Genomic DNA, 25,380 nt, shown 5'->3' on the forward strand with positions numbered 1-25,380 from the left:
CTTTGGTTCAGCGCACGATACTTACCAAACGTTCTACTTTGTGCGGCAGCCATGAAGCAGTCGTTTGTGACGAGCAACAGTCGAGTCACGATCCCCAAGGAAGTACGGCAGCAACTGGGTATCCGGCCGGGATCACGGGTGACCTTCCAGGTTGTTGGTGATCAAGTAGAGATAAGGTTGGTCAGCACGCCAGCCGATGAGTTGACCAGCGGGTTCGGGTTGGTCAAATCGAAAAGGCGGGCCGCACCCAGTGAATTCGATCCGGCTCAGCTCGCATCGCGAACCGCAGACTTTGAATTCTCTGTTCCGGTCTTCAGCAACTAGTTGTCAGGACATGCGTTTTCTGCGCAAGCTACTAAAACTGTACGTTTCTGAAGGGCGGCAAGCGTCCAGAAGCAGACCTCCAAGTTTGCAGTAGTTAGCGTGTGCACTCAGCTCATAGGAGACATTCCAAAACCGTGGTCTGTCCCCGAATGGCGCGCTTTGTGACGGCGGTTTTTAGAGCGACTATCATTTCGTTGTCGACTTTTGGAAGAAGAAGGGCTTTATGCCCTGCCTGTCTCTGAGAGGTCTAAATCGACCCGCTTTCCCCAGCGACTTCTATCACCCGAAGAGGTGAGATACTCTCGGCACCAATATACAAGTTCCTCCTCCGAATGAAATAATTCGAGCAGCGCTTGGGAAATCATTGGGTTGTTTCCGGTGGGGAGTTGGCGCCTGCTGTCAGTTTGAAGCCCCACACAAGGGATATCTCGTGAAAAGGCAGCCCCGATTTCAAAGGCCACTCCCGCATCAACGACGGCACCGTCAAGTACAGCCACTAAAAGAACGCATTCGTGGATAGCGCGAGTATCCCGTCGGAATACTTCTTGCTCCGCATCCGATACCGAAACGCCGGAACGGACCAGTTCAGTAACTAACAGTCCGTCACGTTGGGGGAGGAACACTTGATCAAATGCGTGGAGTCTTTTCGCCAAGTTGGAGTTAAATTGGCGTTCGATAGGTGAGAAAAGAGGGGCGGCAAAATAAATCACTTTAATGTTCCCGCGGAATACTTTTCCAAAGTGGCGCCTATATCCACAGGATTGTAATCGGATAGAAAGATAGTTCGGGCCACTTCCTTGGAAACAGATTCTGGGCTGCGGCCGTCGGTGGGTATGCTGGTTTTATTTATCGCTCCATAAACTTCCTCGATACGATCAGCCAGTTCCTGTATGTGCGCAGTGTTCCAGTCATGCTTGTGTTTGCGGCTTTTTCTATGCCTGAGTTCATCAATTCCGCATGTAAGCAAGATGATGTGCCCACACTCAACTGCGTTATTGGATTGAGTTATTGTGCTGTGTAGATTTTTCGCTTTTTCTAGGCGTTCTTCTGGCAAGCCAAATGTGAGGGGGTCAAGAGGGCACCGATCGACTAAATGCAAAAATTCTTTGGCTTCGGAAATTTGATAGTTCTTTTTGAAGAACTGGGTTGGAAGCCATCTATCTATCTCTTTCTTCTTGTTCGGATCAATGGTGTCTTCTGGTTTGGCTAGTTCAGGCAACCTTCTATCTATCCATTCGTCATACGTTTTTAAGCTCTGAAGGTGTTTAATGGCGGAGGTTTTTCCAACGCCCACCGACCCTACGATATAATATACATACTTAAGAGTGTGTGCCCCATACGTTCTCTTGAATCCGTCTTGGTCCAGAGATATTAAGTCTATTAAATCTCGAATTCCGCCATCGTCGACAAAAAAAGTATACAGCCCAAAACATTCAAAATTCGAGTTGAATATTGCCTCTCGAACTTCTTGTTCGCAGTCCGTTTCGGATTGCATGAAGTGGATGACATAATGAATATGCCCGGGGTGACTGACCGCATTTTGTCTTAATGTTTGTTGGAGGGATATGTCGTCAAGCGAGAGGCCGATTAAAAGACAAGTGTTTATGTGAAGGTAGTTTGTCAATAACGGGCTGCGGCCGCTTGCGATATTTGAAATTTGATCGTGGAAAGCGTCGTCCGAAAGTACGATTTCGGGGCTTGGTCCATCGGTGAATATATAAGGAAGAACTCCATTGGGGTGGTAGATGACAGCCGTGTCTTTGGAGGTCAACGAATTGGGCTCCCATATGGTTTGATAGCCTCTGCTTGTATCTTTTTCCTTGGGGTCTCTAAGTTGGAATAACAATCTCTCGAGGGCATCATCAAAATTGAAGTTGATTGTAAGAGGGATTTGGCGAATTAACTTCCCGAGTGAAGAAAGATAGGGGTGTTGACTAATGGCTGATTCGTAACTTTCTTCGTTTTGAAACGTGCCGTAAAGGCATTGATGGACGACGCCCATCCACTTCGTGTTGGCACTCCGCGTCGCGAGAATTCCTTTTGCCCCTTCACTTTTCCCGTGCCGTGTGGCCTTGGTTTTGAACGCTTGGGCGAGCATTTGCGCTGCTGAGGATAGCGAACGTCGCATGTTCTTTAAACAGAGCGTCCCGTCCGGTTGCTTGTGAGCGCCAAGTGATATTAGCAACGCCTCATTTTTGACGTCGGGATGTTGTGCGATGGCTGAGATCAGGTCATGCCAGCTTGGCAGTTTATCTGTTGAATGATTTGACTTGATTCCTTGACTGACGCCTGCGCCTAGAATTAGACCCACGCGTTTGGGGTCACGATAAATCTGGCCCCGAAGGTGGACGATCGCCCTAGCATGATTCTCCATCAAGTCATTGGCATTCTTGCAGAAGCTTGCTTGTTTGAGGGTCATAGTAATTCTAGTTGTTTGTCGGGTGCTTTATTTTTCATTTCAGAGCGCCATGACGTTGGGGCAAGGGCGCCTAGCGGTCTTCCCTTGAGTGTTGCATCGACGTGACGTTGGTATATTTGTATAAATTTATCATGCGGTTGTACAAACAAGTGATCTAGATTCCAGAGTCCGGAAAGTGCAATTCGGTACTCTTGACTTTGAGTTCCAAGCCAGCTTGCGGAGGCAGTCGGCTGAAGAATCTGAGCGGAAGAAAGTAGGCCAATAATATTCGATTCAAGAAAAGCGCGATCACTTATGGGGCTTGGGCTGTCGTCAATATCAAGCCAGTAGACCAAATGAGCACCGATATATTCGCTAACAGCGTTCTCCAAAGGTGCTTCTTTCTCCCGAATTCTCTTGGGCGCGGTGCTGCCAATAGCCCAACTCTCGATTGTCCATCTGTCAGGATCTGATATTTTAAATGCATTGCCCGTATGAAGTCGGAATATAGAAGAGCGATGACTGCCGATTCCTGAGCGAGGGCCAAGATGAGTTCTCAAACGATTGATCAGAGTGGATTTAGCGGCTGCACTTATCGCATGGGTCCCTATCCTTGTGATTCTTCCGCCAAGGTGACTTTGGTCAGGTTCGGTGGGGTCGACAAATATATATATCCCCCGTCTTGGCAGTTCGAGCTTATTAGAAATTAAATCTTTTAGTCGGATTCCTTGGTTCGTGCCTTTCGTTAATCGGCGGGTAATTTTCTTGAATTCCGCTAATTGGCTCCAGAGAAGATCTTCTCTATTTTCGTTTTTGAGATGCGCTAGACGCTGGCCTAGCGAGCCGCTAATAGGAAAGTTAACGCGACAACCGATGTCCATTAGTTCGGGTAGTAAAGGGCGTGAATAGGTCTTTCCGGCGTATAAATGGATCGTATCCTTCGCCCGAACCAGCCGCCTCAACTCAATACCTACTTTTGCTGCCCAAACTCTGGTTTGGTCCGCACTCATTTCTTTCAGAGTCTTTTCATAGGGGGTGACGATGTTCTCGGGAGCCAGTATCCCATGCTCCGCCGAGAGAACATATAGGTTGAAACGTCTGCGAAGTGCATGAAGCAGGGACTTACGAAACAAAGGGGAGCGATAAAGTTCGAGTGTGCGCGTGGTAACTGGCGCCTTGGTTTTTACGCAGGAAATCAGCGCAATATCAGACATTTGTAGTCGGGGGCTCTAAATTGGCCCATGCGAATCGGTGAAGGACGCAAGCGTCGCATTGCCCACATGGTGTTATCGACCCCTGCATAGAGGTTTGTGGTCGGTAGCAGCTCCATGTGTCACCAGAGTTAATTCCGAGCGACTTCGCTAGCTTGGCGATTTCTGGCTTTGACATATGCAGCAAAGGTGCCTTTAATGAAGGTGCATTGGGTGCGGCCTCAGACATCATTGTTTGGTAACTTTGTAGGAATGCAGGCGTGCAATCCGGATATCCAGAGAAATTTACTGCATTGATTCCAGTCCAGACCTCGTCTGCTCCCCAGCCGGCTCCATGTGCTAGAGCTAACGAGATAAGAACGACATTTCGCCCCGGCAGAAAGGCTTTCGAGACTTCCTTGCCGATTTCATTTGTATCGCGCCCTACTGGTATTTCGCGAACAGGTTTTTTCCACGCGACAGAGATCAAGTTTCGTTCGATTCCAAGGCGATCGGCTTGCTTCTGGGCAAATAAATGTTCGATCGCGTGCGTCTGCCGGTAGTCAATACCGAGACTAACAACCTGGTGCCCTTGACTCTTGGCGAGGTGCAGCAAAGTTGTTGAGTCTAACCCCCCACTGTGCATTACAAGAATACGTTTCATAACGAGCCTTCGGCGGGTGTTCTTGGATGTAGCGGCGCTGGTTGCAGGCCTTGTGAAGGGCCTATGTTGATATGGTTCAGCGTCATAGGAAAACTAAGACCAACCTGATGCATTCTCAGACGTTACGCCCTTGAACTCTGAATATCTAATTTTTCTGGTTCGCGATCGGGAGTGCCTAATCACGCCGCGACCATCTCACCCATGCGGCCACCGCCACTGCCGAATCTCCGGCGCATCCACCCCATGCTCGTAAGCATACCGCCGGCAATCGATCTGCATGTCTCGCAGACGTTCCTTGGCATGGGCGCCACGGGTTTGCAGGCGCGGCACGCGGTCGATGACGTCGATGGCGAGGCTGAAGCGGTCGATTTCGTTGTTGATGGCGAGTTCCAGCGGGGTGTTGATGTTGCCTTTTTCCTTGTAGCCGCGAACGTGCAGGTTGTTGTGGTTGGTGCGGCGGTAGGTGAGCCGGTGGATGAGCCACGGGTAGCCGTGGAAGTTGAAGATGATGGGCTTGTCGCGGGTAAACAGGCTGTCGAAGTCGCGATCGGATAGGCCGTGGGGGTGTTCGCCGGCGGGTTGCAGGCGGAACAGGTCGACGACGTTGATGAAGCGGATGCGCAGGTCGTCGAATTGTTCGCGCAGCAGCGCGGTGGCGGCCAGGGCCTCCTGGGTCGGGATGTCGCCGCAGCCGACCATGACGACGTCCGGCTCGGCGCCCTGGTCGTTGCTCGCCCAGTCCCAGATGCCCAGGCCCTTGGTGCAGTGGCGGATGGCGGCGTCCATGTCCAGGTACTGCAAATGTGACTGCTTGTCGGCGACGATGACGTTGATGTCGTTGCGGCTGCGCAGGCAGTGGTTGGCGACGGAGAGCAGGGTGTTGACGTCCGGCGGCAGGTAGATGCGCGTGACCTGCGGGTTCTTGTTGACGACCACGTCGAGAAAGCCGGGGTCCTGATGGGTGAAGCCGTTGTGGTCCTGGCGCCACACGGTGGAGGTGATCAGCAGGTTCAGTGACGAGATCGGCGCGCGCCACGGGATGGAATCGGCGATGGCCAGCCACTTGGCGTGCTGGTTGTACATGGAGTCGATGACGTGGACGAAGGCTTCGTAGGTCGAGAAGAAGCCGTGCCGGCCGGTGAGCACATAGCCTTCGTACCAGCCTTCCAGCGTGTGCTCGGAGAGCATTTCCATGACCCGGCCGTCCGGCGACAGCTCGCCGCCTTCGGCATCCTCGGGTCGTGATTCGGCCAGCCACAGTTTCTTGCTGACGGCGTAGATCGCATCGAGCTTGTTGGAGGTGTTCTCGTCCGGGCCGAACACGCGGAAGTTGTCCTGGTTGCGCGCCATCACGTCGCGCAGCATCTGGCCCAGCGGCCGGGTGTTGTAGGCCTCGCTGCCGGCCGGGTCGGGCACGGGCTGGGCGTAGTCGCGAAAGTCCGGCAGGCGCAACGGCCGGCGCAGCAGCCCGCCGTTGGCGTGCGGGTTGGCGCTCATGCGGCGATCGCCCTCCGGCCCCAGCGCGCGCAGTTCGGGGATCAGCCGGCCGTCGGCGTCGAACAACTCGTCGGGGCGGTAGCTGCGCAGCCAGTCTTCGAGCTGCACCAGTCGCTCGGGATGGGCGTCCAGATCCTTGATCGGTACCTGATGCGCGCGCCAGGTGCCGGCGACATGCTGTCCGCCGACCAAGTCCGGGCCGGTCCAGCCCTTGGGGCTGCGCAGCACGATCATCGGCCAGTGCGCGCGCTCGGCGTGGCCGCTCTTGCGTGCCTTGTGCTGGATGGCGCGGATCTTTCGCAGGCAGTGCTCCAGCGTGGCGGCCATGTCGCGGTGCATGGTCATCGGGTCGTCGCCGGCGACGATGTGTGGCTGCCAGCCGTAGCCGCGCAGCAACTGCTCGAGTTCGGCTTCCGGGATGCGCGACAGCACCGTGGGGTTGTCGATCTTGTAGCCGTTGAGATGCAGGATCGGCAGCACCGCGCCGTCGCGGATCGGGTGCAGGAACTTGTTGGAATGCCAGGCGGTGGCCAGCGGTCCGGTCTCGGCCTCGCCATCACCGACGGCCACGGCGACTAGCAGGTCCGGGTTATCGAAGGCCGCGCCGAAGGCATGCGACAGGCTGTAGCCCAGTTCGCCGCCCTCGTGGATGGAGCCGGGCGTTTCCGGCGTGCAGTGGCTGCCGATGCCGCCGGGGAAGGAGAACTGCTTGAACAGCCGGCGCATGCCCTCGGCGTCTTCGCTGACGTTGGGGTAGACCTCCGAATACGTGCCTTCCAGGTACACCGGCCCGAGCACGCCCGGTGCGCCATGGCCCGGCCCGGCCAGGAAGATGGCGTCGAGATCATGCGTGCGGATCAGCCGGTTGAGGTGGGCGTACATGAATGCCAGCCCGGGGCTGGTGCCCCAGTGGCCGAGCAGCCGGTCCTTGATGTGCTCGCGGCGCAGCGGCTCGCGCAGCAACGGGTTGGCGCGCAGGTAGATCATCCCGGCCGCCAGGTAGTTGGCGGCCCGCCACCACGCGTCCAGGCGCGCGAGTTCGGCGTCGTCGGGTCCGGTGGCTGGCGTGTCGGTGGTCATCGTGGCTCCTTGCGCCGTTGGCGTCAGTGGTCGTCGGAGGCGGGGCGGCTGGCCGGCACGCGCCGCGGGCCCGGGCGGTATTCCACGCTGGGCATGCGCTTGACCGGGTGCGGGTACATCGCCATCAGGTCGAGAATCGAATGCGGAATGTCGGTGCTCACGTTCAGCCCCATGGCCTTGGCCTCGGTCGGGGTGATGGCGTAGTCGTGGGTGTAGCGGCCTTCGGAAAGCTGCGCGGCCAGCGCCTCGCTGGTTTTCGCGTCGCAGCGCTCGCCCAGCAGTTCGGTGAGGGCGCCGCGCAGCTGTCGGATCGCCATCTCGGCCTGATCGGCGTAGATCAGCGTCTCGTCGTCGACCTCGCCGGCCGGCTTGCGGGCCACCGCGCGCAGGATCGACGCGGCCGGGTACTGGCCGATCTGCGGATCGACGGGGCCTAGCACCGCGTGTTCGCTCATGACGATTTCGTCGGCGGCCAGCGCGATCAGCGTGCCGCCGGACATCGCGTAATGCGGAATGATCGCGGTGACCTTGCCGGGATGCCGCGCGATGGCGCGGGCGATTTGCAAGGACGCCAGCACCAGCCCGCCCGGCGTGTGCAACACGATGTCGATGGGCGTGGCCGGGTCGGTGAGCTTGATCGCGCGGATCACCTGTTCGGCATCGTTGACGTCGATGTAGCGCAGCATTGGAAAGCCGAGAAAGCCCAGCGTTTCCTGGCGGTGGGCGAGCAGGATCACCCGCGAGCCGCGCTCCTGTTCGATGCGGCCGATCTGGCGCGCGCGGGCGGCGTTCTGAATCCGCTGCTGCAGCAGCGGCTGGAGCATGGTCACGATGATGAAAACCCAGAAAAGCTGGCCGATGTCCAAATCCATCGCGGGTGAAACTCCGGTGGGGTGATCGAAGGCCGAGTGTGCCGGCCGCGGGTTACAGGGTCAGGACGGCCGCGCCCTCGACACGGCCTTCGCGCAGGTTGGTCAGCGCCTCGTTCGCGCGGTCCAGCGCATAGCCGGTGGTGGTCGTGCGCACCGGAATCTTCGCCGCCAGCGCGAGAAATTCCTCGCCGTCCCGGCGCGTGAGATTGGCGACCGAGCGGACGACACGTTCACCCCACAACAGCTTGTAGGGAAAGCTCGGAATGTCGCTCATGTGGATGCCGGCGCAGACCACGACGCCGCCCTTGCGGGTTGCCTTGAGCGCCGCGGGCACCAGCGCGCCCACCGGCGCGAACAGGATCGCGGCGTCCAGCGGCTCCGGTGGCAACTGGTCGGAATCGCCGGCCCACACCGCGCCCAGGTTTCGGGCAAAGGCCTGCCCCTCGCGGTCGCCGGCGCGGGTGAAGGCGTAAACGGCCTGGTCGTGAAAGCGGGCGACCTGGATGGCGATATGCGCCGCCGCGCCGAAGCCGTAGAGGCCCAGTCGCGGCGCTTCGCCGGCCAGGCGCCAGGCGCGGTAGCCGATGAGCCCGGCGCAGAGCAGCGGGGCGGCGGCCTCGTCGCTGAACCCGTCGGGAATCGGAAAGCAGAACCGGGCGTCGGCCACGGTGTATTCGGCGTAGCCGCCATCGATCTGGTAGCCGGTGAAGCGGGCGCGGTCGCAAAGGTTTTCCCGGCCACCGCGGCAGTGGTCGCATTCGCCGCAGGTCCAGCCCAGCCACGGCACGCCGACACGCTGGCCGATCGCGTGATCGGTCACATCCTCGCCCACCGCCTCGACCGTGCCGACGATTTCGTGGCCGGGGACCAGCGGCAGATGCGGTTCGGTGAGCTCGCCGTCGACCACGTGCAGGTCGGTGCGGCAGACACCGCAGGCATGCACGCGGATCAGCAGTTGTCCGCGGCCGGGCGTCGGCCGGGGCCGGTTGTCGTCCAGGCGCAGCGGTTGGCCCGCCGCATCAAGCACCATCGCGCGCATGCGACCTCCTGCGAGATTGTGCTGTCGCGGCCTGTGCGTCAGGCGCTTTCCGCCACGTCGATCTGCGGCTTGAGCGTGATGTCGGCCGTCAGCGAGTTGGTGATCAGGCAGGCACGCTCGGTGCGTTCCAGGCAGCGATGCGCCTTGTCCTCATCATCCGGTGATCTGATGGTAAGGCGTGGCGCCAGCGTCATGCGAGTGAAGCGCGAGACCCCGTCGGGGCGTTCGAGCACGGCTTCCACATCGCAACTCAATTCCTCCCAGTCCAGCTTGGAGGCCCGCGCCACGGCACGGAAGGAGAGGATGAAACAGTCGGCCACCGACGCGACCAGCAGCGACTCCGGCGACCAGTGACCCTCCGGGCCGCCGAACTCCGGCGGGGCGGTGGTCGCGATGTCCGGCAGGCCGGGCCCCTCGACCCGGATCACGCCATCGTGGTTGCCGGCGGCTCTCGCCTGATAGTGATGTGGGAAGGGCTGCATGCAATGACCTCAAGAATCTCTGATTGCACGCTAGCAACGGCATGCCCCGCCGGTGTTGACCCATGTCAACCGGAAGCCGGGCCTGGATCGGGGCTTTACCGTGCCTGCCGCGGGCATACACTTGCGGCCCCGGATCGCACCCGCCGCACTCATGAATCAGGCACAGCTTCATCCCCGCAATCTCAAGCATCTGGCCGATCGCCTCCAGGGGCTGGTGCGTACCCACCTGTGGGCTCAGGTGCTGGTGGGCATGGCGCTGGGCGTGGCCGTGGGCATTCTGATCGGCCCGTCGGTGGGCTGGTTCGAGCCGCAGACGGCGCATCTGCTTGGCGAATGGCTGGCGTTGCCGGGGCTGGTCTTCCTGGCGCTGATTCAGACCATCGTCGTGCCGCTGGTGCTCACCGCGATCGTGCGTGGCATCGCGTCGACCGCCGATCCGGAGCAGCTCAAGCGGGGCGGCATCTGGCTGGTGGTGTATTTCGTCGTCACCACGGTGATCGCCAGTTCCCTGGGCATCGGGCTCGGGTTGCTGTTGAAGCCGGGTGAGCTGGTCGAGGCCCCGGCCGGCACCGCGGAGGTCGTGGTCAGCGAAACGCAGGGCGACGGGTCGGTCGATCTCGGCGCCATTCCGTCACAACTCGTGTCGCTGTTCCCGACCAACCCGCTGGGCTCGATGACCGATGGCGAGATGTTGCAGGTGGTGCTGTTCGCGGTGCTGATCGGCCTCGCGTTGATCAGCGTGCCGGCGTCCACCGCCAAGCCGATGCTGGAAGTACTCGGCTCGTTGCAGGCGCTTTGCATGACGGTGGTCGGCTGGGCGATGCGGCTGGCGCCGCTGGCCGCATTCGGGTTGCTGGCGCGGCAGATGGCGTCCACCGGGCCCGAGGTGCTCATCGGTCTGAGCGCCTATGTCGGCGCGGTGTTGCTGGGGCTGGCCTGTCTGTTCGGCCTTTACGCGTTGATTGTCTGGGTGCTGGGGGATCGCCAGCCGGGACGCTTTCTGGCCAAGAGCGGCGAGGCGCAGTTGCTGGCGTTCTCCACCAACAGCTCGGCGGCCACGATGCCGATCACCATCCGGGTCGCTGAGGACAAGCTGCACGTGCGCAGCTCCATCGCCCAGTTCGTGATTCCGATCGGGGCGACGGTGAACATGGGCGGCACCGCGCTGTACCAGGGCATGGCGACGGTCTTCATGGCGCAGGTCTACGGCATGGACCTGCCGCTGGCCGCGCTGGTCGGTCTGGTGGTCACGGCGCTGGGCGCGTCCATTGGCACGCCGGCGACGCCGGGTGTCGGCATTGTCGTGCTCGCCAGCGTGCTGACCAGCGTCGGTGTGCCGGTGGCCGGGCTGGGCCTGATCCTGGGCGTCGATCAGCTGCTGGAACGCTTCCGCACCGTGCTCAACGTCAGCGGCGATCTGGCCGCTTGTACGGTCATGGATCGCTGGCTGGGCGGATCACGGTCGCGACATGACGAGCAGCGTCAGGAACGCGCAGTCGAGGCGATCCGGCGAAGGGACGATGCGGACGTGGTGATCACCAGCTAGGACAGCGCCGTATCAGCGGCGCTGTCCGGGCATCGCCCGCCCGCGGTCCGGATGTCAGGAGCGCAGGGCGTCCGACACGCGCTTCATGCCGGTCTTGATCGACTCCAGCGTCAGCTCAAGACCCGCTTCGGTGTTCTGCTCGCTTTCCGCGCCGGCCTTGGCCGCCGCCTTGACGCGGCTGCTCACGTGTTCCAGATCGGCTTCCAGCTTCTCGAAGTGCTCCTTGATTTCGGCCTGCATCAGATGCGCCTGCACGCGCAGTTCATCGCGCAGCATTTCCAGCATCTGAACATCGTTGTGAACGGCCTGGGATACTCGGGACATGGCAACCTCCACGTTGGCAATGACGGTAAGCCGCATGCTGCGCCTGCCGCGGAACGATCACGTTGATCCAGGTCAACGCCCGGCCGGCATGGTGAACTAAAGTCAGCAACGGGTTCATTGAGGTATCGGTTCATGACCACGCGCACGGTTGGTGATCTCGTGAAGGAGCTGCGGCAGTTTCACCATCTGGCCGCCGAGCACTTCCGCAAGCTGGGGCGGGCGCAGGCCGGAGACGGGCCGGAGTCAGGGCGCATCCGGATGGCACTGGCGTATCTGGCCGACCACCAGTCGCGGCTGGATACCGAGATGCAGCGCTATCTGGGCACCGCGAGCCCGCATGTGCTCGAGGTCTGGATCAATCTGGCGCTGACGCCGGATTTCCGGGCTTTTCTGGACCAGCGCGCGGATGCCGAACCCGGGTCGGTGGAGGCTGTGGAGGAGCTGGCGCTGGCGCTGGACGACTATCTGATCGACATCTGCCGGGAGCTTGCCCGAGAGGCGGATCTACCCGAGGCCTCCGAGGTCTTCACCAATCTCGCCGACCAGCAGGAGCACCTGAAGCGCCTGCTGGTGCGCGACATCGGGATGCTTGCCGACCTCTGACGCTCGCGGGCGACTTACCCGAGCAGCAGCCACATCGCCACGCCCACCATCAGCAGCGCCGCGACGTGGTTGAGCCACTGCGCCTTGTTCCGGCGCAGCAGCAGGTCGCTAAGGCTGCGACCGCCCTGCGCGTAGATCAGCAGGCAGACGAACTCGATGCCGATCATCAACCCCAGCAGCACCGCCATCTGCGGCGCCAGGGGCGAGGTCGGATCGATGAATGGCGGCAGCAGCGCCATCATGAAGGCCCAGGCCTTGGGGTTGGCGACGGCGGTGACGAAGCCTTGGGCGCAAAGCCCTGAGCGCGTTGCGCGCAGGTTCGCGTCCAGCGCCTTCACCGGTGCATTCCAGGTGCTCCAGGCCGACCACAGCAGATAGGCCGCGCCGACGATCTTGAACGCGGTGAAAACCCGCGGCGAGCCGAGCAACACGGCGGCGACTCCGGCCATTGCCGCGGCGCCCACCAGCGCGATGCCGGCCAGCTCCCCCAGCATCATCCACAGTGTGCGCCGCACGCCCACGCTGATGCCCAGCGACATCGCCAGCGTCATGCAAAGCCCGGGGCTCAAGGCGATCAGGAAAAAACTTCCGCAGAACGCGAGCAGGCGGCTGGATTCCACGGGCGGTGACGGTGGTGGTGAGCGGGCGCGTATGGTCCGCGATCCCCTGGCGAATTGCACGACACGGAGCGACTCGCCAGCCTCGCTTGCCTCGTCGGATGCCGGGCGGGAATCGGGTGGGAACGAATCGGGCCGGTTGCGGCCAGACGCCACACCCCAACCCATGCACAATGCGGGAACGCCTTTCGCGTTGGTTGCCCATGTCCGACACGTCACCCCGCCGCCGTCCGTTCGCCCGTTTGATCGGCGAAATCCGCTATCAGCCGCCGGCCTGGGCGGGGCGGCTGGACGCCCGACATCGCAGGGCGATGCGTTGGCTGGCGGTGTTGGCCGGGCTCGCCGTCGTTGCAGCCGGCGTGGCGTGGATCATTGTTCGTCAGCTTCCGCAGCCGGCGGTCTGGCTGGCCGAGGTCACCCCGCCGCCGGTTGCGGCGGTGCCCGAGGGCGGCAGCCCGCCGGTTCCGCAGCCGCTGACCATTACCTTCACCTACCGGCCGGCCAGCGATGCGCCCACCGGGGTGACGCCGCCGGCCTCGCCGGCGCCGCTGGAGCGCATCGGCGGTGAGGCCGGGGCGGCTGTCTCGCTGCATCCGGCGCTGCCGGGCACCTGGCGCTGGGCGGGAGAGCGCACCCTGCGGTTCGAGCCGGAGGCCGCCTGGCCGGCCGATACGGACTACGAAATTCGTGTGGGCCGGGCGGCGCTGGCGGAGGGCGCGCGGCTGCAATCCGATCGGCTGCCCATGCGCACGCCGGCGTTTTCCGCGTCACTGGCCAACCTGGAGTTCGGTGCCGACGCATCCGATCCGCGGCTGCGCTTTGCCAGCGCGCGGATCGAGTTCTCGCATCCGGTCGATTCCGACAGCCTGAAGTCGAAACTGCGTCTGCACTGGCAGGCCGGCAGCGAAGGCGTTGGCGGCGGCGACATTCCGGTGGTGCTGAGCTACGACGAGTTCCGGCGCATCGCGTTCCTGCGCTCCGAGCCCATCGAGTTGCCGCCCCAGGACACGACGCTGGAGGTCACGCTGGATGCCGGCCTGAGCACGACCGCGGGTGGTGCGAAGACAGCCGAATCCGGCACCGTCGGCATCGTTGTGCCCAGCGCGAGTCACGCGTTCCGGCTGGACGATGCCGAGACCGCGATCGTCCGTGATGAATCCGACACGCCGTTCCAGACCCTGATCCTGGAATTCACCGAGGCGGTGGACATGGCCGCGCTGCGGGATCGGCTGGAGGTCTACCTGCTGCCGCGCCGGGACCGCGAAGGCAGGCCCGTGGCCGATGGGACGCCCGAGGCGGCGCGCGCCTACAACCGCTGGCGTACGGTCGGCGCGCTGAGCCCGGCCGCGCGGGACATGGCGCGGCGTCTGGAGGTGACGTTCACCCCCGGTGAGCGGCCGGTCCAGACCACGCAAAGCCTGCGCTTCGAGACACCGGACGACCGCGAGCTGTACCTGCGTGTGCGTCCCGGACTGGAGGCGGCCAGCGGCCTGACAACGGGTGAGGCCATCGAGGCAGTGGTGTCGGCGCGGAATTATCCGCGGGAGGCCCGGTTGATCGGCGATGGCGGCCTGCTCGCGCGCAGCGGCGACCGGCGGCTGTCGTTCGTCTCGCGCGGCGTCTCGGCGCTGCGTGTCGAGGTGGGCCGCGTCAGCAACCGCGATCTGCATCATCTGGTGTCGCAGACCCGCGGTGAGCTGAGTCGGCCGGATTTCACCAGCTGGAACTTCGACCGGGACAACCTCACCGAACGCGAGCGGACCGTGATTCCGTTGGCCCCCGGCGGCGATCGCGAGGCGAAGTACGCCAGCATCGATTTGTCCGATTTCACGGCCGGTCAGCCGCTGGGGCTGTTCTTTGTCAGCGTGGAAGGCTGGGATGCCGCCGGCAATCGGCCGGTTGGTGTCGGCGAGCAGCGTCTGGTGCTGCTGTCGGACCTGGGTTTGCTGGTCAAGACCACGGGTTCCGACGGCGGCCGTGAGCTGTTCGTGATGGACGTGGGTGACGGGCGGCCGGTGGGCGGCGCCGAGGTCGCGTTGCTGGGGCTCAACGGTGTCGCGGTCGCAAGGCGGCGGACCGACGGCGCCGGGCATGCCACCTTCGGCGATCTGTCCGGTCTGGGCGAGGAGCGCGAGCCCACCGTCTTCGTCGTGCGCTCGGGTTCGGATGTCGCGTTCATCCCCTACCAGCGCCGTGATCGCGGTCTGAACTACTCGCGCTTCGATGTCGGTGGCGAGTACACGCGCTACGGCAACCCGGATGGCCTGTCGGCCTTTCCGTTCACCGACCGCGGCCTGTACCGGCCCGGCGAAACCGTGCATCTGGCCTACATCGTTAAGCGCCGCGATTTTGCTCCGGCACCCGATCTGCCGCTGGAGATCAGCGTCACCGATCCGAGCGGGCGACCGTTCTTCGAGCGCCGCGTCACGCTGGACCCGGCCGGCTTCGACGCGCTGGACATTCCGACCCTGCCGCAGAGCGAGACCGGCCGCTACGGAGTCAATGTCGCGCTGATCCGCGGGCGCGACGGCGAGCGCCGCGAGGTGATTGGCAACGGCGGCTTCCAGGTCCAGGAATTCCAGCCGGACCGGCTCAAGGTTCGTGCCCGCATCGCGGGTGCGGAAGGCCGGGCCTGGCTGGCGCCCGGCGATCTGCGCCTGGACGTCAACGTGGACAACCTGTTCGGCACGCCGGCGGAGGATCGCGCGGTGTCGGCCAAGGCTATCGTGCAACCGGCGCTGCTGCGCTTCGACGACTACCCGGGCTATCGGTTCATCGATCCGCTGCGTGACGAGGACAGCTTCCGCTCCGAGACCATCGACTTGCCCGACGCGCGGACCAATGCCGACGGGCTGGCGCAGTTCACGCTCAACCTCGCGCGCTACGCGGCAGGCATCTACCGGGTGACCACCCAGGTCGAAGGCTACGAGGAGGCTGGCGGCCGCGGCGTGTCAGCGAGCGATTCGGTGATGTTGTCGCCGCTGGACGCCGTGGTTGGCTGGAAGGCGGATGGCGATTTGTCCTACCTGCGCCAGGGCAGCGCGGCTGCGGTGCGGCTGGTGGCGCTGGGCGTGGACGAGCAGCCGCGGGCCATGCCCAAGCTGGTCGCGCGGCGGATGCAGCGGGTGCAGCAATCCTCGCTGGTGCGCGGCAGCGACGGCCGATATCGCTATCAGTCGCTGCCGCAGCTGGTGCCGGTGGGCGAGCCGGTCGAGGCACCGCTGCCGACCTCCGGTCTCGACTACGCGCTGACGACCGATACGGCTGGGGATTACGTCGTCGAGTTCGTCGATCCGACCGGGCTGGTCCGCGCCAGGGTCGAGTATTTCGTCGCCGGGTCGGGCGATTTGTCCGCCGGTCTGGAGCGGGGTTCGGAACTGGAGCTGTCGCTGGATCGCAGTGACTACGCGCCGGGCGACAGCATCGAGCTGGCGATGGTCGCGCCCTTCGCCGGCGCCGGGCTGATCACCATCGAGACCGATCATGTCGTCGCATGGCGCTGGTTCCGGTCGGAGACACCGGCCAGCGTGCAGCGCATCCGCGTGCCGGAGGATCTGGACGGTTCGGCCTATGTGAACGTCGCTTTCGTGCGCGCGCTGGACGCGCCGGACATCTACACCGCGCCGCTGTCCTACGCCGTCGCGCCGATCACGGTCGGCCGATCGCGCCGGACGCTGCCGGTGTCGCTGGACGTGGTCGAGCGCATGCGGCCGGGCGAGACGCTGGAGATCGAGTACGCCGCGGAGGAGCCGGCGCGGATGGCGGTGTTCGCGGTCGACGAGGGGATTCTCCAGGTCGCCGGCTACGACACCCCGGCGCCGCTGGATCACTTCCTGCGCAAGCGGGCGCTGGAGGTCGAGACCTTGCAGACCGTCGACCTGCTGCTGCCCGAGTTCCGGTTGCTGAAGCAGATCGCGGGGGTTGGTGGCGGCGACGCGGCCAAGGCGGCGCTGCTGCGCAACCTCAACCCCTTCGCGCGCAAGACCGATGCGCCGGCGGTGTACTGGCTGGGTGTGGTGGATGCCGGACCGCAGCCGCGCACGGCGCGCTATGTCGTACCGGATCACTTCAACGGCCAGCTTCGCGTCATGGCGGTGGCGGTCAGCGATTCGGCGATGGGCGCGGACAGCGAGTCCGTGACCGTGCGCGCGCCGATTGTCGTCACCCCGAACCTGCCGACCATGGCCGCGCCGGGTGACGAGTTCGAGGTGGTCGTCGGCGTCAGCAATGGCGTGGCCGGCTCGGGCGCACAGGCGCAGATCGGTCTGACGCTGGAGCCCGGCGAGCAGCTGGAGATCGTTGGCGAGTCGAGCACGACGCTGACCATCGGCGAGAACCGCGAGGGCAATGCCCGATTCCGCGTGCGCGCGTTGCCGTCCTTCGGCAGCGCATCGCTGCAATTCCACGCCACGCTCGGCGATGTCAGTCAGACCCGGACGGCGACACTGTCGGTGCGCCCCGCCGTGGCCTATGCGGACAACGTGACGCTGGGCAACATCGACGCCGGGACGCACCGGCTGGAGATGCCGCGCGATCTGTTGCCGGTGCATGCCTCCGCGTCGCTGCGCGCCAGTCACAGTCCGGTGCTGCTGGCCGACGGCCTGGTCGACTTCCTGGCCGGGTACCCGTTCAGTTGCACCGAGCAGCTCGTCAGCGCCGCCTGGCCCAGCCTGGTGGCCGGTTCGGCCGACCGTGTCGACACGCTGGTCGCGGCGCTGCGCCTGCGCCAGCAGAATGACGGCGGGTTCTCGCTGTGGCCTGGCGGGTCGGGCAGCGATGTGGATGCCAGCCTGCATGCGCTGCATTTCCTGCGGGATGCCCTGGATGCCGGCCGCTTGCCGGGCGATGCCCAGGGTTTGCTGTCGCGCGGGCAGTCCTATCTGCGCCGGCGGGCGAACACGCCGGTCGACACCCTGGCTGATGCCCGGCGGCGTGCCTACGCGATCTACCTGCTGACACGCGGCGGCGAGGTCACCGGCAACCAGGTGCTGGATTTGCAGCAGTGGCTGGGTCGGCAGGATGACAGCCTCTGGCGCGGCGATGTCACCGCGGTTTGGCTGGCCGGCGCGCTGGCGCTGTTGCAGAGCACGCCCGAGGCCGAGCGCCTGCTGCGAGGTTACCGGCTCGGTCGCCAATCGCTGGATCAGCCCGGGCCCTACGACTCGGTGCTCGCGCAGGACGCGCAGTTCATCGATGTTGTTTCGCGTCACGCCCCCGACCTGCGGGCCGAGGTGGATGCGGATGATCTGAAGCACCTGCTGACGCCGGTGCTGAACCAGGGCTACAACAGCTACAGCGCGGCCTTCGCGGTGATGGCGCTGCACGCGGTCGGCGAGTCGGCCGGCGGCGAACCGGTTCGGGCCGAGGTGCTGAATGCATCGGGCGCGGCGACCGCCTTGCCGCTGGAGCCCGGCGCCGCGACGTCGTTGCCGGCCGATGCCCCGGCCGTGCGTCTGACCAGCGATGCCACCGCCTACTACGCGCTGCGCCAGGCGGGTTTTGATGCCGGGTTGCCGGATGCCGCCCGCGCCGACGGGCTGGAGATCACCCGCGAGTTCCTCGCGCCGGATGAGGATGTCGCGGCCCGCCCTCGGGTCGGCGAGGATCTGCGGGTCCGCCTGCGCCTGCGCTCGACGGATGGCGCGCTGCATCAGCACGTCGCGGTCATCGATTTGCTGCCGGCCGGTTTCGAGGTCGACGTCGATTCGCTGGAGGCCTGGCAGCAGGGCCATGTCGAGGTGCGCGAGGACCGCGTGCTGTGGTTCGGTCCGGTGGATGGCGGCGTCACCGAACTGGTCTACCGCGCGCGACCCACCGCGGTTGGTGAGTTCGTCGTGCCGCCGGCATCGGCGCAGTCGATGTATCGGCGTGACGTGCATGGCAGCACGGCGGCGGGGCGGGTCGGGATCGCCGGGCGGTAAACCGATGTCGCGGTTCGCAAAACCTCTGCTGGCCTGCGGCGCGGTGGTCGCGGCGGCGGGTCTGCTTGCGGTCGGGCTGCTGTGGTTGCTGCCCGCTCCATCGCTTTATCCCGGTTCCGGGTTTTCGACGGCGTATCTGGATCGGAATGGTCGGTTGCTGCGACTGACGCTGGCGCCGGATGATCGCTATCGCCTGTACACGCCGCTGGATGAGATCGCACCGGCGGTGGTCGAGGCGACGACACTGTACGAGGACCGCTGGTATTTCCGGCATCCGGGCGTCAATCCGTTCGCGCTGGGTCACGCGATCTGGGACATGGCGCGCGGTGGCCGCGTGCGCGGCGCGTCGACCATCACCATGCAGCTCGTTCGGCTGCGCGACGGCATCGACACCACGCGCCCGCTGGGCAAGCTGGTGCAGATGGCGCGGGCGCTGCGGCTGGAACTGCATCACGACAAGCGCGCCATTCTTGAGGCCTATCTGAACCTTGCGCCCTACGGCGGCAACATCGAGGGCATCGGCGCGGCGAGCCGCATCTATTTCGGCAAGCCGGCTGCGCGGCTGAGCCCGGTGGAGGCGATGACGCTGGCGGTGATTCCGCAGAATCCCGGTGCCCGCGTGCCGACGCGGGCGGATGGCTGGCGCGAGGTCGATGCCGCGCGCCGGCGGTTGTGGGCGGCCTGGACCGCGGCCGATCCCGGGACGGCGCCGGGCGCCGACGATCTGCGGTTGCGGATGGCCGTGAGCGGAGCCGGCGAGCTGCCGTTTCGCGCGCCGCATTTTGTCGATGCGCTGCGGTTGCGGGGCGAGTCCGCCCGGACCCTGCGCACGTCGCTGGACCTGGATTTGCAGACCCTGGTGGAACGTCAGGTCGATGGCCACGTTGCCGCGCATCGCTCGATCGGCATGACCAATGCCAGCGCGCTGCTGATGAACTGGCGGACGCGCGAGATCGTCGCGATGGTCGGGTCGGCGGATTATTTCGACGATGCGCTGCACGGGCAGGTCAACGGCGCGCTGGCGCCGCGCTCGCCGGGCTCGACACTCAAGCCGTTCATTTACGCGCTGGCGCAACAGCAGGGTCTGATCCATCCGATGAGCCTGCTCAAGGACGCGCCGCGCCGTTTCGGTCTGTACACCCCGGAGAACAGCGACGCCCGGTTTCGCGGGCCGATGCTGGCCCGCGACGCGCTGATCCAGTCGCGCAACGTGCCGGCCGTCGATCTGCTGCTGCGCCTGCATGACGATGCGCTGTGGCGTCTGCTGGACGACGCCGGGGTGCGAAACCTCCGGTCCCCGGAGCACTACGGCCTCGCGCTGGCCCTGGGCGGCCATGAGCTGACCATGGCCGAGCTGGTGTCGCTGTACGCCACGCTCGCGAATCTCGGCGACTGGGCGGAGCCGGTGTGGCGGGCCGACGCGCCGCCGCCGGCCACGCGCGCGCTGATGACGCCGGAGGCGGCGTTCCTGACGCTGGAGATGCTGCGTCACAACCCGCCGGTGGACCGCCTCGCCGCCGGCGATCGGGCGCCGGACTACCCGGTGTACTGGAAGACCGGCACGTCCTACGCGTTTCGCGACGCATGGTCGATCGGCATTGCCGGGCCCTACGTGCTGGCGGTCTGGGTCGGTGATTTCGAGGGGCGCAGCAACCCGGCCTTTGTCGGACGGCAGGCGGCCGCGCCGCTGTTCTTCCGCATCGTGCGGGCGCTGGCCGCTCGGGATGCCGATGCCTTTTCCCCGCAGGGCATCCCGCCCGGGCTGATCAACGTGCGGCAGGTCGAAGTCTGCGCGATGACCGGTGATCTGCCCGGCGAGCACTGCCCCAGTCGGGACCGGAGCTGGTTCATCCCGGGCGTATCGCCGATCCGGGTGAACTCGATCTACCGGGCGGTCCCGGTCGACCGCGAGACCGGACAGCGCGTGTGCCTGCACATGCCGCCAGAGACGCGGATGGAGGTGTTCGCGTTCTGGCCCAGCGATCTGGCCGCGTTGTTCCGTCAGGCCGGCATGGCCTATCGCGCGCCGCCGCCGGCACCGGGTTGCGACTGCATGGACATGGCCGGCTCGCCGCCGGAGATCCGTTCGCCCGACCCCCGCGTGACCCAGGTGCTCACGGCCGGGCAGCGCGAGATTGCCTTGCTGGCCACCGCCGATGCCGACGCCGGGCGGCTGCACTGGTTCGCCGATGATGGGTATCTCGGCAGCGTGGCGCCGGGTCAGCCGCTGCAATGGTCGCCACGAACCGGGCGCCATCGGCTGCGCGTGGTCGATACGCGAGGGCGGGCGGACGCGGTGTGGATTGCCGTGGAGTCGGTCTCGGGCGCCGGTTCCGTGGCGCTGCGCTGATCGCATCCGTCGGCTTGATCCAGGTCAAGACCTGCCGAGGCGCGGCATCGCAAGCTGAGCGTCCTGCGGATTGCTTCGTCCGCTCCAGCCTGGAGTCGCCATGGCCTCAATCCTGATCGTCTATGCGTCGAAGTACGGGCAGACCGAAAAGATCATCGGCTACATGGAGGCACGTGCTCGGTCGTTCGGTGCGACGGTCGAGACCTTCAGCGCGCAGTCGCGGGTCGGCGTACCGGACCTGGCGGACTTTGACGTCGTTGTGGTGGCCGCGCCGGTTTATGTCGAACGCTATCCGGGCGCGATCCGCCGGTTCATCGCCGAGCACCGGGATGCGCTCAACGCGCATCGCTGCGCGATGTTCCTGTCGGTCAGCGCGGCCTGGTCGGCGGCGGCCGGCCACCAGGCGGTGCAGACACTGACGGCGGCGTTTCTGGACACGACCGGATGGCACCCGCGAAAGACTGACTACCTCGCCGGTGCGGTCAAGTATCCGCGTTACAACGTCTTCATTCGCTGGGTCATGCGCCGCATCGTCGCCCGCGCCGGTGGTGACACCGACACCCGCCGCGAGTTCGAGTACACGGACTGGAGTCAGGCGGACCGCATCGTCGACTGGATGATGATCGCTGATACCACGCCGGGTGATGGCGGGGTGGACGACGGCGGGTAGCGGCACCGGCCGCGGGGCGGTCAGCCGGTTTTCCCGGCCTTCGCATCCTCGCGCACGCAGGCCGCGCCCTTCTCCGCGATCATGGCCGTCGGCGTGTTGGTGTTGCCCGAGGTGATGGTCGGCATCACCGAGGCATCGATGACCCGCAGGCCGTCGACTCCGATCACGCGCAGGCGGTTGTCGACCACGGCCTGTGGATCGTCGCGCAGCCCCATTCTCGCCGTTCCCACCGGGTGAAAGATCGTGGTGCCGATGTCGCCGGCGGCCTTTGCCAGTGATGCATTGTCGTCCCCGGTCGCGGGGCCGGGTAGATACTCCTCGGGTCGGAAGCGTGCGAGAGCGGGCTGCGCCATCAGCCGGCGGGTGGCGCGGATGGCGTCGGAAGCCACGCGGCGGTCCTCCTCGGTGTCGAGGTAGTTCGGTGCGATGCGCGGCGGCTCGCGCGGGTCGGTGGAGCGGATGCGGATCGTGCCCCGTGACGTGGGGCGGAGGTTGCAGGGCGCCACGGTGATCGCCGGGAAGTCGTGTAGTGGGTCACCGAACTTGTCCAGCGACAGCGGCTGGACGTGAAACTGGAGGTTGGCGCGTGACTGTGACGGGTCGGAGCGGGTGAACAGGCCGAGCTGGGATGGCGCCATGGTCAGCGGGCCGCGCCGGAACAGCAGATATTCCAGCCCCATGCCGGCGCGCCCGAGCCAGGAGCGGTAGGTCATGTTCAGCGTCTTGACGCCGCTGACCCGGTAGATCGCCCGCTGTTGCAGGTGGTCCTGCAGGTTGCGGCCGACGCCCGGCCGGTCGGCGACCACGGGAATGCCCAGCTCGCCCAGCCAGTCGCGCGGACCGACGCCGGAGCGTTGCAGCAACTGGGTGGAGCCGATGGAACCGGCGCAGAGAATGACCTCGCAGCCGGCGTTGACGGTGAAGGTTTCGCCTGCCCGCGAGCAACGCAGGCCGCGGGCGCGATGGCCTTCGAACAGCAGCTGCTCGACCAGCACGTCGGTCTCGACCCGCAGGTTCGGACGGTTCATCACCGGTTTGAGAAAGCCTCGGGCCGCCGACCAGCGCCAGCCCTTGCGCTGGTTGACGTGAAAGTAGCTGCAGCCTTCGTTGTCGCCGGTGTTGAAGTCGGGAATACGCGGCACGCCCATCTGTTCGGCGGCCTCGCCGACGGCGTCGAGAATCTCCCACTGGATGCGCGGGGCCTCGATGCGCCATTCACCGCCGATGCCGTGGTGCTCGCTGTCGCCGAGAAAGTGATCCTCGAATTTGCGGAACACCGGCAGCACGTCGTCCCAGTCCCAGCCCTCCAGGCCCATGCGACGCCATTGACGATAGTCCTCGGCCTGGCCGCGCATGGAGATCATCGCGTTGATTGCCGAGGACCCGCCCAGCACCTTGCCGCGGGGATAGCCCAGCGAGCGGCCGTTCAGGCCCGGTTCGGCCTCGGTGCGGAACATCCAGTCGGAGCGCGGATTTCCGATCGCGAACAGGTAGCCGACCGGGATGTGGAACCAGATCCAGTTGTCGCGGCCACCGCCTTCGAGCAGCAGCACACGCTTGTCGGGGTCGGCCGAAAGCCGGTTGGCGACGATGCAGCCGGCCGTACCGGCACCGACGATCACATAGTCGTAGTCCCCATCCAGTCCCCGCGCCCGGCTGGTGGCCATGGCTTTATGTCCTGCTCCTCCAGAGTCGGTGGGGAGCATCGCGCAAGGTCCGGGGCGTGATCAACCGGGATCGGGTTCCGGAAGTGGACGATCGCGGCGTCAGTGCCTCGGCTTCGCTGGCCAGCTCAGCGTGAACGTGGCGCCGTTGCCGGGCTCGGCCGTGCAGTTAATGGTGCCGTGGTGGCGTTCGAGAATCAGGCGCGAGATCGCCAGGCCGATGCCGGAGCCTTCCGAATCGCTGGAGAGCCGTTCGAACATCCGGAAGATGCGATCGCTGTGCTGGGGTTTGAAGCCGACGCCGTTGTCCGCGAAGGCCAGGGAAACCGAATCGCCATCCCGGCTGCCGTGGATGCGGATGAGGGGCGGGTGCTGGCCGCGGTAGCGCAGGCTGTTCTCGATCAGGTTCTGGATCACCTGTTCCATCAGCGTCGCGTCGCAGACGGCGTCGGGCAGATCGCCGTAGTCCAGCGTCGCGTCCAGCGCCTCGATCCGGTGCGACAGGTCGCCGCGTACGCGCTCGATCAACTCGCCGAGATTCACCCGTTGCAGATCGAGCGTCGCTCGCCGGGCCCGGGACAGCGACAGCAGGCCTTCGATCCGCGACTGCATGCGATCCATCGATTGCAGCAGGAACTTGACGTACTGCTCGCGCCGGCCGTCCAGATTCGGGCCCAGATCGCGGATGAGCAGCTCGGAGAAGCTCTTCATGTTCTGCAAGGGCGAACTCAGGTCATGGCTGGCGACGTAGGCGAAGTTCTCCAGGCTGGTGTTGCTGATCTCCAGTTCCCGCTGCTGCTGCTCCAGCGCCCGGGCGTGTTCGAGCAGGCGCTGCCGTTCCTGCGAGAGTTGCAGCCGCAGTTCGTAGGATTCGGTGATGTCCTGGAAGGAGCCGGTGACACGGAGCGTCTCGCCATCGGCGCGGTCGGCCTGACCCACGGCGCGGACCCAGATGCGGCTGCCGTCCGCGCGGATGAACGGCAGCTCCAGGTCGTAAGGCGCGCCCGTCTCGATGCAGACGGTCAGTGCGTTCTGGATGGTCTCCCGCGCTTCGGGCGCGTAGAACTCGATGGCTTCCTGCACGGCTGGGATCTGGCCGATCGGCAGGCCGTGAATCATGTAGGTCATGTCGGACCAGGTCATCTCGCCGGACCGGCAATCCAGTTCCCAGCCACCGATGCCGGCCACCTCGCTGACGCGCTTGAGACGGGCTTCGCTTTGCTCCAGCGCTTCGGCGCGACGCTTGCGCTCGGTGATCAACTCGTGGGTGCCGTACATCCACTCCGGCTCACCCTGGTCGGTCCAGGTGCGTACGCGTCCCCGGTCCAGCACCCAGATCCAAGAGCCGTCGCGGTGGCGCATCCGCGCCTCGCACTCGTAGAACTCGCTGTCACCGGCGAAATGCGCGTTCAGCAGTTCGCCGGAGCGTTCCAGATCCTCAGGGTGGGTGTTTTCAAGCCAGGTGTTGATGGAGACCGGCTGCAGTTCCTCCAGGCGGTAGCCGATGAACTGCGCCCAGGTTTCGTTGAACCGGGTTTCGCCGGTCTGCACGTTCCACTCCCAGGTGCCGGCGTTGGTCCCGGCGATGGTGGACTCCAGGCGCCAGTTCTGCTCGGCGAGACGGGCCTGGCTGGTCTCCAGCGCGAGCTGGTTGAGGTGCGCGTCCAGCGCCATGGTCACCGCCACCGCCTGCAATGCGAGAAATTCCTTCTCGCGATCGGTCAGTCGGCCGGGTTGGGGGCTCATGACGCAAAGCGCGCCGATCCGAACTCCGTCCGGTGTGACGAGGGGATAGCCCGTGCAGCTGCGGACATGGGCCGGGCCGGTCACCAGCGGGTTGTGGCGGAAGCGCGGATCGGCGAGCGCGTCCTCGATCTCCAGACAGCCACCAGTGCGGACGGTCGCGTCGCAGAACGAACCGCTGCGTTCCATACGCGGCAGTTCGGGCAATCCATGAGCGGCGAGACAGCGCTCGTGATCCCCGTCGAGAAAGGACGCCAGCGCGATGGGCTGATCGACGCCCAGCGTGGTCGCCTTCATCAGTGTGGCCAGCTTCGCGTCGGATGTCGTCAGCGAACGCAGGGCGTCGAGTGTGGCAGTGTCGACCGGGCGCTCGCTCTGATCCATGGCGTTCCGCTC

Annotated in this window: 17 protein-coding genes; 6 read left to right on the top strand and 11 right to left on the bottom strand. The window is 64.7% G+C overall.

Features of this window, described 5'->3' with window-relative positions:
* The coding region (locus ABNS06_RS03610; RefSeq protein ID WP_348672621.1) for an AbrB/MazE/SpoVT family DNA-binding domain-containing protein at positions 1–324 on the top strand (324 nt) is incomplete at its 5' end.
* A 706-nt stretch (positions 325–1,030) separates the two neighbouring features.
* On the opposite strand, the gene ABNS06_RS03615 is transcribed toward ABNS06_RS03610, so the two are convergent.
* The 7 genes from ABNS06_RS03615 to ABNS06_RS03645 form a co-directional block, all read right to left on the bottom strand.
* Positions 1,031–2,743, bottom strand: a complete 1,713-nt coding sequence (locus tag ABNS06_RS03615; RefSeq protein WP_348672622.1) for an SIR2 family protein — start codon at positions 2,741–2,743, stop codon at positions 1,031–1,033.
* Positions 2,740–3,936: a DUF6884 domain-containing protein gene (locus ABNS06_RS03620; protein WP_348672623.1), complete on the bottom strand. Its 1,197-nt coding sequence runs from the start codon at positions 3,934–3,936 to the stop codon at positions 2,740–2,742. The genes ABNS06_RS03615 and ABNS06_RS03620 overlap by 4 nt, the downstream gene beginning before the upstream one ends.
* A complete protein-coding gene (locus tag ABNS06_RS03625) occupies positions 3,929–4,576 on the bottom strand; it encodes a 7-cyano-7-deazaguanine synthase (RefSeq protein WP_348672624.1) in 648 nt (215 codons plus the stop codon). Before ABNS06_RS03625 ends, ABNS06_RS03620 begins: the two co-directional genes overlap by 8 nt.
* 195 nt (positions 4,577–4,771) lie before the next feature.
* Positions 4,772–7,153 (bottom strand): phosphoketolase family protein, encoded by a 2,382-nt coding sequence (locus ABNS06_RS03630; RefSeq protein WP_348672625.1) that lies wholly within the window; start codon positions 7,151–7,153, stop codon positions 4,772–4,774.
* Between the two features lie 23 nt (positions 7,154–7,176).
* Positions 7,177–8,025, bottom strand: coding sequence for an ATP-dependent Clp protease proteolytic subunit (locus tag ABNS06_RS03635; RefSeq protein WP_348672627.1), 849 nt, complete (start codon positions 8,023–8,025; stop codon positions 7,177–7,179).
* A gap of 52 nt (positions 8,026–8,077) precedes the next feature.
* The gene (locus ABNS06_RS03640) at positions 8,078–9,064 is read right to left on the bottom strand and encodes a zinc-dependent alcohol dehydrogenase family protein (RefSeq protein WP_348672628.1); all 987 of its coding nucleotides are present in this window, start codon (positions 9,062–9,064) and stop codon (positions 8,078–8,080) included.
* A 38-nt stretch (positions 9,065–9,102) separates the two neighbouring features.
* Positions 9,103–9,546 carry an OsmC family protein gene (locus ABNS06_RS03645; RefSeq protein WP_348672629.1) on the bottom strand — a complete coding sequence of 148 codons (444 nt, stop codon included), beginning with the start codon at positions 9,544–9,546 and terminating at the stop codon, positions 9,103–9,105.
* A gap of 151 nt (positions 9,547–9,697) precedes the next feature.
* Between ABNS06_RS03645 and ABNS06_RS03650 the strand changes: the two genes are divergently transcribed.
* On the top strand, positions 9,698–11,092 hold the full coding sequence (locus ABNS06_RS03650; protein WP_348672630.1) for a dicarboxylate/amino acid:cation symporter: 1,395 nt from the start codon (positions 9,698–9,700) through the stop codon (positions 11,090–11,092).
* A 54-nt stretch (positions 11,093–11,146) separates the two neighbouring features.
* Here ABNS06_RS03650 and ABNS06_RS03655 read toward each other — a convergent pair whose 3' ends face one another.
* On the bottom strand, positions 11,147–11,416 hold the full coding sequence (locus ABNS06_RS03655; RefSeq protein WP_348672632.1) for a hypothetical protein: 270 nt from the start codon (positions 11,414–11,416) through the stop codon (positions 11,147–11,149).
* A 132-nt stretch (positions 11,417–11,548) separates the two neighbouring features.
* On the opposite strand from ABNS06_RS03655, the gene ABNS06_RS03660 reads away from it, so the two are divergent.
* The gene (locus ABNS06_RS03660) at positions 11,549–12,019 is read left to right on the top strand and encodes a hypothetical protein (RefSeq protein WP_348672633.1); all 471 of its coding nucleotides are present in this window, start codon (positions 11,549–11,551) and stop codon (positions 12,017–12,019) included.
* A gap of 14 nt (positions 12,020–12,033) precedes the next feature.
* Here the strand turns inward: ABNS06_RS03660 and ABNS06_RS03665 are convergent, their stop codons facing one another.
* The gene (locus ABNS06_RS03665; protein ID WP_348672634.1) at positions 12,034–12,639 is read right to left on the bottom strand and encodes a LysE family translocator; all 606 of its coding nucleotides are present in this window, start codon (positions 12,637–12,639) and stop codon (positions 12,034–12,036) included.
* 200 nt (positions 12,640–12,839) lie between these two features.
* Here ABNS06_RS03665 and ABNS06_RS03670 point away from each other — a divergent pair, with 200 nt between their 5' ends.
* The 3 genes from ABNS06_RS03670 to ABNS06_RS03680 all read left to right on the top strand — a co-directional run bounded on the left by ABNS06_RS03670 (position 12,840) and on the right by ABNS06_RS03680 (position 21,577).
* The gene (locus tag ABNS06_RS03670) at positions 12,840–18,557 is read left to right on the top strand and encodes an MG2 domain-containing protein (protein ID WP_348672635.1); all 5,718 of its coding nucleotides are present in this window, start codon (positions 12,840–12,842) and stop codon (positions 18,555–18,557) included.
* A gap of 4 nt (positions 18,558–18,561) precedes the next feature.
* Entirely contained in the window at positions 18,562–20,907 is a 2,346-nt protein-coding gene (pbpC, locus tag ABNS06_RS03675) for a penicillin-binding protein 1C (protein ID WP_348672636.1), read from the top strand.
* A 100-nt stretch (positions 20,908–21,007) separates the two neighbouring features.
* Complete coding sequence (locus tag ABNS06_RS03680) at positions 21,008–21,577, top strand: flavodoxin domain-containing protein (RefSeq protein WP_348672637.1); 570 nt, start codon at positions 21,008–21,010, stop codon at positions 21,575–21,577.
* 20 nt (positions 21,578–21,597) lie between these two features.
* On the opposite strand, the gene ABNS06_RS03685 is transcribed toward ABNS06_RS03680, so the two are convergent.
* A complete protein-coding gene (locus ABNS06_RS03685) occupies positions 21,598–23,244 on the bottom strand; it encodes a GMC family oxidoreductase N-terminal domain-containing protein (RefSeq protein WP_348672638.1) in 1,647 nt (548 codons plus the stop codon).
* A 99-nt stretch (positions 23,245–23,343) separates the two neighbouring features.
* Positions 23,344–25,368 (bottom strand): PAS domain-containing protein, encoded by a 2,025-nt coding sequence (locus tag ABNS06_RS03690; RefSeq protein ID WP_348672639.1) that lies wholly within the window; start codon positions 25,366–25,368, stop codon positions 23,344–23,346.
* Between the last annotated feature and the right edge of the window lie 12 nt (positions 25,369–25,380).

Source organism: uncultured Abyssibacter sp. (assembly GCF_964000955.1).
In the GTDB taxonomy this organism is placed as follows: Bacteria; Pseudomonadota; Gammaproteobacteria; order Nevskiales; family OUC007; genus Abyssibacter.